We start from the raw sequence: 12649 nt of genomic DNA, 5'->3' as shown, positions 1-12649 counted from the left end.
TCCTCACGCGCCGCGGAGCCGGTAGCCGACCCCGCGTACGGTCTCCACGAGCGTCGCGTCGCCGAGCTTGCCGCGCAGCGACCCGACGTGCACCTCCACCGTGTGCCGGTCGGCCCAGGTGGTGCCCCACACGTCGAGCAGGATCCGCTCGCGCGGCACCGCCACCCCCGGCTGGCGGGCCAGCGAGAGCAGGATGTCGAACTCCTTGCGGGTCAGCGCCACGTCCCGGCCGGCCACGCTCACCGTCCGGCCGCCGACGTCGATGCGCACCGGCCCGGCCTCGATGAGGTGACGCTCCGGGACGGTGTGCGCGGCGCGGCGCAGCACCGCCTCGATCCGCGCCTGCAACTCCACCATCGAGAACGGCTTGACCACGTAGTCGTCGGCGCCCAGCCGCAGGCCCAGCACCCGGTCGCGTTCCTCGCCGCGCGCGGTCACCGCGATGATGCCGAGCTGGCTGCTGCGCCGGCGCAGCTCGCGGCACACCTCGGTGCCGTCGCCGTCGGGCAGCGTCAGGTCGAGCAGCACCAGGTCGCAGGGGGCGGCGGAGAGCGCTGCGGCGACTGTGGCCGCGTGTTCCACCTGGTAGCCGCGCCGGGTCAGCGCGGACGACAGCGCGGCGGCGACCCGACGGTCGTCCTCGACCAGGAGGATCCGCACCCGTTCCTCCCTCCGCTCGACGTGTGCCCTGGGAATGGTGGCAGACGCGCCGCCGGGACGCGAGCGCGCTCTAGGCTGCTGCCGTGATCTACAAGATTCTCTCCGACGACGAGTGGGCCGGGGCACGGGCCGCCGGGCGGTTCACCGGCACCGCGATGGACCGGCAGGACGGCTACGTACACCTCTCCGCCGCCGACCAGGTGGTGGAGACGGCCCGCCGGGTCTTCGCCGGGGTCACCGGCCTGACTCTGCTCGCGGTGGACGAGGCGCGGCTCGGCGACGCGCTGCGCTGGGAGGTGTCCCGCGGCGGCGCTCTCTTCCCGCACCTGTACGCCGCGCTGCCGGTGGACGCGGTGGTCGCCGCGCATCCGCTGCCGGCCGACCGGCCCGCCGCCGACGCGGTGGCCGAACTGCTCGGGTGAGCGCTAGTTATGCTGCGTCGAGCCCGCCCGACGGCGCGACGCGCCCTGCCACGATGCGAGTTGAGATGACTGACAGCAACGACCGGTCCGCCTCCGTCTTCGTCCACCCGACGGCCGACGTGGAGGACGGCGCCAAGGTCGGCGACGGCACCAAGGTCTGGCACCTGGCGCACATCCGGTCGAGCGCACAGGTCGGCGCCGGCTGCGTGATCGGCCGCAACGTCTACGTCGACGCGGGCGTCACGGTGGGCGACCTGGTGAAGATCCAGAACAACGTCTCGGTCTACCAGGGCGTGACCCTCGAGGACGAGGTTTTCGTGGGCCCCTGCGCGGTGTTCACCAACGACTTCCGCCCGCGCGCCCAGAATCCGGACTGGACGATCACCCCGACGCTGGTCCGCCGCGGCGCCTCGATCGGCGCGAACGCCACGCTCGTCTGCGGCATCGAGGTGGGCGAGTACGCGATGATCGCGGCCGGTTCGGTGGTGACCCGCGACGTCAAGCCGTACCAGCTGGTGGCCGGCAACCCGGCCCGGCCGAAGGGCTGGGTCGACGCCAAGGGCGAGGTCGTCTCCCGCGACGTCGACAACCCGCCGCACCAGGGCTGAACAGACGACAAGGGGCGACGACCACGCCGGTCGTCGCCCCTCGTCGTCGGTACGTCTCAGCCGCAGAGCCGGCCGATCTCGTCGCGGAAGCGGTCCATCGGGTTCGACCCGGCCGGGCCGAGCAGGTACTCCTTCAGCTCCCGCCGCGCCCCGGTCAACGGGTCGTCGCCGGTCCGGGTCACGTCGAGGATCTTCGCCAGCTCGCCGCAGTCCGCCGAGAGCAGGTACGCCGCCCGCGCGGTCGGGAACTGCCGCCGGAACTCGTCCTCGGGCAGGCCGGCCGGGTTCGCCACCACGTACGGCCGCTCACTCTGCACGAAGTCGGAGACCACGCTGGACACGTCGCTGACCAGCAGGTCGGTGACGTTGAAGCAGTCGAACAGCCCCGGCGTGCGGCCGGTGACCACCAGATGCGCGGTCCCGTCCAGCGAGGACGGATCGGTGTCGCCGCCGGCCGCCTTGATCCGGCCCACGATCCGCTCGTGCACGGCCCGCGCCTTCGCCGACCGGCTGCCGGTCAGCGGGTGCGGCTTGTAGATCACCCGCACGTCCCCGGCGGCGAGCAGGCCGGAGACGATCCGCTCCCCCATCAGCACCAGCGAGGTGTGGTACGGGTCGTCGTCGAGCCAGCCCTCCCAGGTGGGCGCGTAGAGCGCGGTGAAGCGGTGGTCGGCGGCGCCGGAGCCGAACGTGTGCACCCCGGCGAGCTGCGGCCGGCCGACCTCCACGATGTCCCGGTCCAGCACGCCGACGTCAGCACGCGCGTACCGCTCCCGCCCAGCGGGCCCGGCCACCCAGACCTCGTCGTACACCTTGCTGTACGGGTTCACGCTCGCCTGCTTGTCGCTGTCGCCGTGGCCGACGAAGACGTGCTTCACGCTCGGTTCCCGCAGCAGGTGGATGTTGGCGCCGACGTTCGCGGCGTACAGGGCCACGTGCAGCGAGCTGAGGTCGAGGTTCATGAAGTCGACACCGGCCGGCACGCAGATCACCGGCAGCCGGGTGTCGGCGAGCTGCTCGAACGCGTCCGCGGCGCGCAGCAGCACCACCGCGCGACGGCCGGTCGCCTCGACCGGCGCGAGCCACATGTTGGCCTGGTAGACGTCCTTGGCCGGGCCGGCGAAGTAGAGGGCGACCTCGGGCCGTTCCCGGGCGAGCCAGTCGTGCACGGCCGGCAGCACGCCCGGCTGGCTGCCCCGGCCGCGCAGCGCGGTCAGCGCCAGCACCGCGGCGGTGAGCAGGCCGACAGCGAGCGTAACCAGGCCGGTGACCACCACCGGGGCGACCCGGTCGAGGGCGGCGGCCACCACCGCCGCCGGCACCAGCAGCACGTTGAGCAGCGGCATGTTCAGCCCGGCCAGCCGCCGCGCCCAGGCCGGCGGCACCGGGACGCGGCGCAGCGCGCCGAGGTCGATGTTGCGGGTGTACGCCGGGGGGTCCACCCGCCCGTCGATCACCTTCGTCACCGCGTTCGTGGCGACCGCCACGGTCCAGAGCGCGGCGGGCAGCAGCAGCACCGCGATCGTGCCGGCCACGCCGGGGCGGGCCGAGACGACCACCAGCAGGACCACCGACAGGTCCCGCACCAGCCGCCGGAAGGTCTCGCCGAGACCGGCCTTGTCGAGCAGTTCGGCGGTCCCGGTGTGCCGCCCGGCCAGGGCCAGTTCACCGGCGACGGCGACCACGGCGGCCACCGCGAACGGCACCACCAGGCCGAGTACTCCGGAGAGGACCATGACCGCGTAGCCGAGGAGCGTCGCGCCCACCGCGGCGAGACCCTGCTGGCTGCGAATTCTGCTCAACAACAACACGCTCCCTGTCTGCCCCGACGTCGGCCAGGTTCGATTCGGACCGCTGCGACCCTAAACGGGCCACATGACACAAGTATTGCCGGGGTGTCCGGCAGGTGAACGGCGGACGCCGATCGACTGGTGGCGGCACGCGACGGGCCCCGGCCGTGAGCACGGCCGGGGCCCGGGTGTCGGTGCCGATCAGCCTCCGATGACCACCCGGCGCACGCCGGTCCAGCGCGCCGGGTCGGTGACCCGCCGGCCGTCGACGAGCACCGTCACGCCGGGCAGGTCGGCCGGGGAGAGCGTGCGGTACTCCGCGTGGTCGGCCTGGATCACCGCGGCGCCGAGCGGCTCGCCGTCGTAGCCGGGCAGGCCGTGCGCGGCCAGCTCCTCGTTGCTGTACATCGGGTCCGACACGTACGGCACCGCGCCCCGCCGGCGCAGCGCCTCGACGGTCGGGAAGACGCCGGAGAAGGCGGTCTCCTTGACGCCACCACGGTAGGCGGCGCCGAGCACCAGCACGCCGACCCCGGTCAGGTCGCCGTACGCGGCGGCGAGCAGGTCGACCGCGTACTCCGGCATGGCCGCGTTGGCCTCGCGGGCCGAACGCACCACAGTGGCGGCCGGGTCGTTCCACAGGTACATCCGCGGGTAGATCGGGATGCAGTGGCCGCCGACCGCGATGCCCGGCGAGTGGATGTGGCTGTACGGCTGCGTGTTGCACGCCTCGATGACCTTGGTGACGTCCACGCCGACGGTGTCGGCGAAGCGGGCGAACTGGTTCGCCAGGCCGATGTTCACGTCCCGGTAGGTCGTCTCGGCGAGCTTGGCCAGCTCGGACGCCTCGGCCGAGCCGAGGTCCCACACGCCGTTGGGGCGGTCCAGGTCGGGCCGCTCGTCGAAGTCGAGCACCGCCTCGTAGAACCGGACGCCGTGCGCGGCCGACGTCTCGTCGATGCCGCCGACCAGCTTCGGGTAGCGGCGCAGGTCGGCGAAGACCCGGCCGGTGAGCACTCGCTCGGGACTGAACACCAGGTGGAAGTCGGTGCCGGCGGTGAGGCCGGAACCCTCGGCGAGCATCGGCGCCCAGCGGTCGCGGGTGGTGCCGACCGGCAGCGTGGTCTCGTAGCTGACCAGCGTGCCCGGCTTCAGCCCACGGGCGATGGCCCGGGTGGCGTCGTCCATCCAGCCGAAGTCCGGCACGCCGTCGGCGTCCACGAACAGGGGCACGACCACGACGACCGCCTCCGACTCGGCGACCGCGGCGGCGGTGTCGGTGGTGGCCGACAGCAGGCCGGCGGCGACCGTCTCCTTCAGCTTGACGTCCAGGTCCGCCTCACCCGGGAAGGGCACCGCACCGTCGTTCACCAGCTGGACGACCCGCTCGGAGACGTCGGCGCCGATCACCCGGTGCCCCTTCGACGCGAACTGGACAGCCAGCGGCAGACCGATCTTGCCGAGCGCGACGACGCAGATGTTCATGAACTACTTTCCTCCTCGGGGGAGCCGGCGCCGAAGACGGGCCGCGACCCGGCGAAGCGTCACCGGCCAGACGGTGAACGCCAAGTGACCTTTGTGGTTGTTGTTGATCGTGACCAGATGCAGTCGGGTGCCGTCGCGGTACACCACCCGGTGGATCAGCGGCGGCCGGAACCCCCGCACCGGGACGGCGGCGCTGTCGGCCACCCGGACCCGGACCGCCCGGGTCGTGCCCGCCGGGCCGAGGTCGGCCGCCAGATCCTGGAGCCGGAACGTGGCCTCCACTGTCGTGCCCATCGGGTCGGCGGGCAGCAGCCGCACCGCGGCGTCCGCCTCACCCACCCGCACTGTCATGTCCCCGCCGACCAGGTCCGCGAGATCCGGCCGGGGACTGCGGGCGAAGATCTGCACCCGCCGGTCACCGTCGGGCCCGGTCACCGAGCGTACCGAAACCGCGGTCAGGGCGGCGAGCCAACGGCCCGCGGCCGGCTCCAACTCGTACCATTCGTCACTCAGGCCACCCGCCTCGCCGAAACCCGGGAACGCGGCGAACCAGCGCTGGTCGCGGACCACTGTCGAGGGCAGGCCGTCCGTCGCGGTCAGCCGGATGATCGCCAGCAGGTCCTCCGGCCGGCCGTACGCGGCAGTGCCGACGAGCACGCGCGTGGCCGCGTCGAGCCGGGCGCGGATGCCGTCGGTGAGGTACTCCCGGACCAGTTTGCCGACCCGCGCCCGGACCTGCTCCCGGGTCTCGGCGTCGAGCGTGAGGTAGTCGGGGCGGAACAGCTTGGCGATCTCCCAGGCGAAGTGGCGCCGCAGCACCGCGTCGCGCCGCTGCCCCGGCTCCACCATGTCGGCCACGAACCGGACGATGCGCTCCACGCACTCCAGCCGGGCGAGGTGGTCGCTGCGGTAGGTGATGTTCGTGGAGTTGAGCCGCTTGACCGCGAAGTAGTAGTCGTAGTCGGCGAGCACGGAGATGCGGGCCGCCCGCAGGCACGCCTCCAGCGTGAACGGCTGGTCGCTGCCGACCGCCATGTCCTCCGGGAAGCGCAGGTGGTGACGCTCGACCAGGTCCCGCCGGAACAGCTTCGTGTTCGACAGCGAGAACGGCAGCGGCGAGTCGAACAGGTCGATGTCGGAGCGGGTGCGGTCGTAGATCTCCTGGTGCACGTAGCGCTTGTTCACGCCGACCATGCGGCCGAGCACCACGTCCGAGCCCCAGCGGTCGGCCGCCGACACCAGCCGTTCCAGCGCCTCGCGGCCCAGGTGGTCGTCCGCCCCGATGAAGAACACGTACCGGCCGGTGGCCAGGTCGAGCGCCCGGTTGCTGGGCGCGGCCGGGCCGCCGGAGTTGGGCTGGTGCACCACGGTGAGCACCGAGGGGTACGCCGCCGCGAACCGGTCCAGCTCCGCGCCGCTGCCGTCGGTGGAGCCGTCGTCGACAGCGACGATCTGCAACCGGTCGTGCCCGATCGTCTGGTTGACGAGCGATTCGAGGCAGGTGGTGAGGTCCGGCATGGTGTTGTACACCGCGACGACGACCGTGACGTCCGGTCGGCTCACCGCCCGGCCGCCGTCCGGGCCGAGTTGTCGATCGTGACGGCGCCCCCTGCCGCGGCTGCCGCCCTCAGGTCTGCCGCAGAGATCGCCCCGTCAGAACCCATGCCCGTCCGTCTCCGTGTCAACCAGCGTCGCACGTGCGACCCGAGCGAGTGTACGACAAGCGCCGCACGGGAGGTCGATGCCCGGCCGCGCCGGGAACCGGTGTCGCCGTTGCTACCCTGCACCCGGCTCCGGGCGGGCGCTCCCGCCGGTTCCGGAGCCGGTCGCCGACGCCCCGGACGCCCGACGCCGGGGGCGAAGATCACTCGGACAGGACCACGCATGACCGCACCGACGCGCGGCCAACAGCCGCCCGCGGAGACGGTTTCCCAGCACCGGGCCTCCTTCGGGCACCGGCTGGCGACCGCCTTCCGCAACGCCCTGCCCGCGCTCGTCGGCTACGCCGCCGTCCGGGCGGTCGGGCTGGTCACGCTCTGGCTCTGGGCCCGCGCCACCGGGGCCCGGCCGGCCGCGCTGCTCACCGAGTCCGACGGCGTGTGGTACCTGCGGATCGCGCGCGAGGGCTACGACGGCTACGCCCGGGTCCAGAGCGACATGGCCTTCTTCCCGCTCTACCCACGGCTGGTCGGGGCGCTGGAGCCGTTGACCCCGCTCGGCGCGCGCGCCACCGCGCTGGCGGTCGCCGCGCTCGCCGCGCTCGCCGCCGCGTGGGGCCTGTTCGCCGTCGGCGAGTGGCTGTACGACCGTCGCGTCGGCATCCTGCTCGCCGTGCTGTGGGGCGTGCTGCCGCACAGCATCGTGCAGAACATGAGCTACAGCGAGGGGATCTTCACCGCGTTCGCCGCCTGGTCCCTGTACGCCCTGCTGCGGCGCTCGTGGCTCCTCGCCGCCGTGCTCAGCCTGTGCGCCGGTCTGACCCGGCCGACCGGCTCCGCGCTGCTCGCCGTGGTCTGCCTCGCGGCGCTGATCGCGGCGCTGCGCCGCCGCGACGGCTGGCGTCCGTGGGCGGCGCTGGTGATCGCCCCGGCCGGCTGGCTCGGGTACCTGGCCTGGGTCGGCCGGCAGACCGGGCGGCCGGACGGCTGGTTCCACATCCAGGACGCCGGCTGGGGCACCACCTTCGACTTCGGCGCCGACACGGTCCGGGTGGCCCAGCGCGTGCTGGCGCAGCCCTCGGCGCTGACCATGTACGTGGTGACGCTCGTGGTGCTGATCGCGCTGGCGCTGTTCGTGCTCAGCGCCCTCGACCGGCAGCCCTGGCAGCTCCTGCTCTACAGCGGCCTCATCCTGCTCACCACGCTCGGCGCGGCCGGCTACTACCACGCGAAGGCGCGCTTCCTGCTGCCCGCGTTCCCGCTCCTGCTACCAGTCGCCGTCGCGCTGGCCCGGGCCGGCTGGGCCCGGGCGGTCACCGTGCTGGCCCCGCTGCTGATCCTCTCCGCCTACTTCGGCGGCTACGTCCTGATCATCTGGAACCGGTCGCCGTGACCGCCCCGCTCAACTGCTGAAGGGCCGCACGTCCCAGAGCCACACGTCGTCGACCTGGCGGCCCGGCCCGTACAGGGCGTCGAGCACTGCGCGCAGGTCGTCCTGCCGGCGGTGCTTGGGCAGCGCCACCGCGTCCGCCCGCCAGTAGCGGGCGTCGGCGCGGGCCTGGGCGACCTCGGCCGGCGTCACCGCGGTGCCGCGCTTGCCCTCCGCGACCAGCGTGAGCAGCTTCGCCGTCGGCTGCGGCTCGACGCCCCACCGCCCGGTCGGGTCGTCCTTCGACGTGGGGGCGAGGAAGTAGCCCTGCGGGACGGCGAACTCGGCCAGCGCCGCCGAGCCCCAGTAGACCGAGGTCATGTTCGCCACCGGCACCGGCACCAGGGTGCGGCCGGGGGCCACGTGGTCACGCCACGTGCCGGCGGTGACGAAGTCCGGCACCGCGGGACGGCCCTGGGCCGGCAGCGGGGTGGGCAGGATCGGCACCAGCGCGGCAGCCACCGCGACGGCCGCGATCCGGGCCGGCAGCCGGTCCCCGGCGCGCGCGTGGCGCGCCACCCGGTCCAGAGCCAGCGCCAGCAGGACACCGACGGCCATCGTGGTGATGAACCCGAAGCGGGCCACCACCACGGCGTCGAAGACCGGAAGGTGCTGCAGCAGCGCGAACGGCGCCGGGATCGTGGTCCGCTCGGTGCCCCAGGTCCAGGTGGTGCCCATCGACAGCAGCGCGCACACCACGGCGACCAGGGTCAGCACCCGGACGGTGACCTCCTTGCGCAGCCACCACGCGGCGGCGACCGCCACCACCACCAGCGACCAGCCGTAGAAGCTGACCTGCTCGGTGGTGTTCGGGCCCCACCCGCCGGCGCTGGTCGGGCTGCCGGCGATCGACTCGGTCGCGTAGCGCACGTAGGAGCCGAGCTTGAGGGCGTAGACGTCGGGGCCGCCGGGGTGCCCCATCCGGTGCTGCGGCCCGAAGAACTGCATCCACAACGGGTACGCGGTGACGACAGCGACCAGCGCTCCGGCCACCCCCAGCCCGCCCAGCAGCCGGGGGGCGCGCCGCAACGCGACCCTCGGCGCCACCGCGAGATGGGCCAGCACGGCGAGCAGACAGCCGAGCGCGAGCAGGAAGAGGATCTCCACGCTGATGAAGAACTGTGCCGCGATCAGCGCGCCGAGCACCAGCCCGTCCCGCACCACCCGACCGCCCCAAGCCAGCGCCAGCACCCGCCAGCCGATGAGCGGCACCAGCCACTGCGCGGTCATGTGCGGGTGCCCGTTGCTGTGCGACACCAGCGCCGGCGCGAACGCGCAGAACAGGCCGCCGACGAACGCGGCGGCGCGGGACTGCACCACGTGCCGGGACAGCACGTGGTACCAGGCGTAGCCGGTGCCGACCAGGTTGAGCGTCATCAGCAGCACGTACGCCGTCGGGGCGCCGAACAGCAGCGTCACCGGCGACAGCAGGATCCCGGGCAGCTGCATACCGACGTTCGTCATCAGGTTCACGCCGTCGGGGGCGTTCTGCGCGGTGGTGAAGAACGGGTTCTCCAGGTGCCGGACCGCGTGCGCCGCGTACGCCAGCATCCACTCGTTGAACCCCTGGTCGTCCGGGCGGCTGCCGAGCAGGCGTCCGTCCGGGTTGCGCCACCCGCGGGCGGTAACCAGGAGCGCCCAGGCCAGATAGATCGCCGCGACCACGGCGTCCCACCGGCTCCACCGCCGGACCGGCCGGTCGCCGGCCCCGTCGCCGGTCTCGTTCCGGCCGCCGTCGTCCGTCGCGGTCTCCGCCGGCTCCGGCGCCCGGCTCACCGCCGTGTCGCCGGGCGAACTGTCGCCGGGAGTGGCCGCAGCGGGCTCGGTGGGACGGGTGTCCGGAACGGTCATGAGGCAGGAGTTTACGGCTGCGCGGCGTCGCCGCCCGGCACCCCCCGGGCCGCCCGCCCGGCGCGTCTCCACGGCCTGGTCAGTGCCGCGTCGAGCGCCGCCACGGCCAGCACCACCAGGCTGATCCGCAGGTAGATCGCCTCCTGGATGCCGAACCGGCTGTACTCCCCGGCCGACAGCATGAGACTGGCGAGCACGCTGGCCAGGCTCACCGCCACGCCGAGCACGCCGGCCAGGACGAGCCACCGCCGCCGGCGGACCGCGCCGGTGAGCACGCACGCCAGCACTGCCGCCACGACGGCGCCGGCGAGCAGCGGCAGCACCAGGCCGCGGCGCGGGTGCCAGACCTTCTCGACCGCTTCCGGCAGCATCGACACCGGCCGGCCGTACGTGTGCAACTCGGTGCTGCCCAGCGCCATCGGCAGGACCCGGCCGACCATGATCTCGCGGTAGTGATCCGGCTCGGCCACCGCGTACCGGAAGCCGACGGCCATCTCGTGCTCCTCGGCCCACCGCTGCAGTTCGGGGCAGTTCGCGTACGCCTCGGAGAACTTACGGACGTTCCACCGCCGGACCAGGTTCGGGTCCTCGATCGCCACGCACCGCGGCATGCCGAGCTCACGGTGGTAGACCTGGCGCATCTCCGGGTCGCGCTGCACCTCGACCATCAGCCGGTAGAGGAACGTCTCGTCGGTCTGCGAGCGGCCCGAGGCGCTCCACTTGGCGAACGTCTCGTCAGTGGGGCCGAGCAGCGCCGCGTTCCAGCCCAGCCCGGCGCCGATCGCGACCAGCGCCACCACCGCCGCCCAGCGGTGCGGTCGGCTGCGCCAGGCCAGCACCGCCAGCACCGCCGGCACCAGCGCGATGAACAGCAGCATGTCCTGCCGGACGAACATCCACCACACCGTGACCACGACCATCGCGGCGAGCAGCGGCCACGACCGCCTGCGCACCCAGAGCACCAGCAGACCGAAGGCGAGCAGGCCGAGGCTGATGGACAGCGACTCGGCGGTCAGCGTGTGGTCCCACACGTAGACGGCCCGGGTCAGCGCCAGCACGAACAGCGCGACCCCGGCGCAGACCCGGGCGGTCGTGCCGCGCAGCATCGTCCACAGCGCGAGCACGAGCACCACCCACGCCACGGTGCTGATCAAGGCCTGCGCCCACGCGCGGGCGGGATCGCTGCCGGCGAGCGTGTAGAGCAGCGGGGTGCCCCACAGGCGCGGCGCGTGCCCGGTGAAGGAGAGCGTCGCGGTCGGGTTCGGCCCGTCGAGCAGCCCGGCGTACGACCGGGTGTCGAAGGTGCGGAACGCCTCGGCCCGCGCGGCGATGCTCAGCCGCGCGGCGACGAAGGCGACGACCAGCCCCGCAAGCACGACCTGCGCGGGGCGCGGCCGGGAACGCGGCCGCCGGGCAGCGGGCGGCTCAACCGGCTCCTGCGGGCGCTCTTGAACGACCGACGACTCGACCATGACGGGAATTCCTCGCGCTCGTGCCGGCCTTGTCGGCGTCCAGAAGCGGAATGCCCCGATGTTAGCCTGGATCGCCCGCGTGGGGGTTCCCCTCACCGGCCGGCTCAGCCGGTTCCGCGGGGCGCCCACGGACGCCGCCCCGGTCGGACGGACAGTCAATCGGAGGGATCACCCACATGAAGGTCGTCAGCATCGTTGGCGCCCGGCCCCAGCTGGTCAAACTCGCACCGATCGCCGCGGCGTTCGCCGCCACGGAGCACGAGCACGTCATCGTGCACACCGGGCAGCACTACGACGCCGACCTCTCCGACGTCTTCTTCTCCGGGCTCGGCATCCCCGACCCGGACGTGCACCTGGGTATCGGCTCCGGCAGCCACGGCGTGCAGACCGGCAAGACGCTGGCCGCCCTGGACCCGGTGCTCGCGGCCGAACGACCCGACTGGGTGCTGGTGTACGGCGACACCAACTCCACGCTCGCCGGAGCGCTGTCCGCGGTGAAGATGCACCTGCCGGTGGCTCACCTGGAGGCGGGGCTGCGTTCGTTCAACCGCCGGATGCCGGAGGAGCACAACCGGGTCCTCACCGACCACTGCGCCGACCTGCTGCTGGCACCCACCGAGGAGGCGGTGCGCCACCTGTCGGCCGAGGGCCTGGCCGCGCGTTCGGTGCTGGTCGGCGACGTGATGGTCGACGTGTGCCTGCGCGTACGCGACGCGGTGCTGGCCGGTGACCAGCCCCGCCCCGAGCTGCCGGCGGGCATCGACCCGGACGCGCCGTACCTGCTGGCCACGCTGCACCGGGCGGAGAACACCGACGACCCGGCGCGGCTGGCCGCGCTGGTGGGCGCGCTCGCCGAGCTGCCGGTGCCGGTCGCCCTGCTGGCGCACCCGCGCCTGCTGGCCCGGGCCGAGGAGCACGGCATCAAGCTCGGTGGCGGCGCGCTGCACGTGGGCCGGCCGCTGCCGTACGGCGGCATGGTGGCCGCGGTGCTCGGCTCCGTCGGTGTGGTGACCGACTCGGGCGGCCTGCAGAAGGAGGCCTACCTGCTGGACCGGCCCTGCACCACGCTGCGCCCGGAGACGGAGTGGGTGGAGACGCTCGCCGACGACTGGAACCGGCTGGTGCCGGACCCGTCGGCGCTGGGCTCCGCCGGCTGGGTGCAGACCGCCACCCGGGCCCGGCCGTCCGCCGCGCGGGGCAACCCGTACGGTGACGGCCGCGCGGCCGAGAACGTGGTCCGGGTGCTCGCCGAGCACGTCCGCTGAACTGGATCG

10 protein-coding genes are annotated in these 12649 nt (G+C 73.4%); 4 read left to right on the top strand and 6 right to left on the bottom strand.

The genetic code is table 11. From position 1 onward, the window contains the following. Nucleotides 1-3: 3 nt before the first annotated feature. Nucleotides 4-660: a response regulator transcription factor gene (locus FHU28_RS13750; protein WP_030499743.1), complete on the bottom strand. Its 657-nt coding sequence runs from the start codon at nt 658-660 to the stop codon at nt 4-6. A gap of 83 nt (nt 661-743) precedes the next feature. Between FHU28_RS13750 and FHU28_RS13745 the strand changes: the two genes are divergently transcribed. Together FHU28_RS13745 and FHU28_RS13740 are read left to right on the top strand one after the other, a co-directional pair. After that, nucleotides 744-1082 (top strand): DUF952 domain-containing protein, encoded by a 339-nt coding sequence (locus FHU28_RS13745; protein ID WP_073827482.1) that lies wholly within the window; start codon nt 744-746, stop codon nt 1080-1082. A 65-nt stretch (nt 1083-1147) separates the two neighbouring features. Next, the gene (locus FHU28_RS13740) at nt 1148-1690 is read left to right on the top strand and encodes an acyltransferase (RefSeq protein WP_116509583.1); all 543 of its coding nucleotides are present in this window, start codon (nt 1148-1150) and stop codon (nt 1688-1690) included. 56 nt (nt 1691-1746) lie between these two features. Here the strand turns inward: FHU28_RS13740 and FHU28_RS13735 are convergent, their stop codons facing one another. The 3 genes from FHU28_RS13735 to FHU28_RS13725 form a co-directional block, all read right to left on the bottom strand. Continuing rightward, nucleotides 1747-3495: a CDP-glycerol glycerophosphotransferase family protein gene (locus FHU28_RS13735; RefSeq protein WP_184684210.1), complete on the bottom strand. Its 1749-nt coding sequence runs from the start codon at nt 3493-3495 to the stop codon at nt 1747-1749. A 186-nt stretch (nt 3496-3681) separates the two neighbouring features. Next, entirely contained in the window at nt 3682-4965 is a 1284-nt protein-coding gene (locus tag FHU28_RS13730) for a nucleotide sugar dehydrogenase (protein ID WP_184684208.1), read from the bottom strand. Between the two features lie 3 nt (nt 4966-4968). Beyond that, nucleotides 4969-6528 carry a glycosyltransferase gene (locus tag FHU28_RS13725; RefSeq protein ID WP_184684199.1) on the bottom strand — a complete coding sequence of 520 codons (1560 nt, stop codon included), beginning with the start codon at nt 6526-6528 and terminating at the stop codon, nt 4969-4971. A gap of 321 nt (nt 6529-6849) precedes the next feature. Between FHU28_RS13725 and FHU28_RS13720 the strand changes: the two genes are divergently transcribed. Further along, nucleotides 6850-8016, top strand: a complete 1167-nt coding sequence (locus FHU28_RS13720) for a hypothetical protein (RefSeq protein WP_260412948.1) — start codon at nt 6850-6852, stop codon at nt 8014-8016. 9 nt (nt 8017-8025) lie between these two features. On the opposite strand, the gene FHU28_RS13715 is transcribed toward FHU28_RS13720, so the two are convergent. Further along, entirely contained in the window at nt 8026-9903 is a 1878-nt protein-coding gene (locus FHU28_RS13715) for a DUF6311 domain-containing protein (RefSeq protein ID WP_184684197.1), read from the bottom strand. Between the two features lie 11 nt (nt 9904-9914). Next, nucleotides 9915-11375: a glycosyltransferase family protein gene (locus FHU28_RS13710; protein WP_184684195.1), complete on the bottom strand. Its 1461-nt coding sequence runs from the start codon at nt 11373-11375 to the stop codon at nt 9915-9917. Nucleotides 11376-11551: 176 nt separating this feature from the next. Between FHU28_RS13710 and wecB the strand changes: the two genes are divergently transcribed. Then, entirely contained in the window at nt 11552-12640 is a 1089-nt protein-coding gene (gene wecB, locus FHU28_RS13705) for a non-hydrolyzing UDP-N-acetylglucosamine 2-epimerase (RefSeq protein WP_184684193.1), read from the top strand. Nucleotides 12641-12649: the final 9 nt, after the last annotated feature.

The sequence above is a fragment of the Micromonospora echinospora genome (assembly GCF_014203425.1).
In the GTDB taxonomy this organism is placed as follows: Bacteria; Actinomycetota; Actinomycetes; order Mycobacteriales; family Micromonosporaceae; genus Micromonospora; species Micromonospora echinospora_A.
Note: the sequence above shows the minus strand (reverse complement) of the source record. Positions and strands in the feature narration are given on the sequence as shown.

Excerpts from the sequence above, each read along its gene's own strand:
- FHU28_RS13715 (WP_184684197.1), bottom strand. The coding sequence starts at position 9,903 with ATGACCGTTCCGGACACCCGTCCCACCGAGCCCGCTGCGGCCACTCCC.
- FHU28_RS13720 (WP_260412948.1), top strand. The coding sequence starts at position 6,850 with ATGACCGCACCGACGCGCGGCCAACAGCCGCCCGCGGAGACGGTTTCC.
- FHU28_RS13710 (WP_184684195.1), bottom strand. The coding sequence starts at position 11,375 with ATGGTCGAGTCGTCGGTCGTTCAAGAGCGCCCGCAGGAGCCGGTTGAG.
- FHU28_RS13740 (WP_116509583.1), top strand. The coding sequence starts at position 1,148 with ATGACTGACAGCAACGACCGGTCCGCCTCCGTCTTCGTCCACCCGACG.
- wecB (WP_184684193.1), top strand. The coding sequence starts at position 11,552 with ATGAAGGTCGTCAGCATCGTTGGCGCCCGGCCCCAGCTGGTCAAACTC.
- FHU28_RS13730 (WP_184684208.1), bottom strand. The coding sequence starts at position 4,965 with ATGAACATCTGCGTCGTCGCGCTCGGCAAGATCGGTCTGCCGCTGGCT.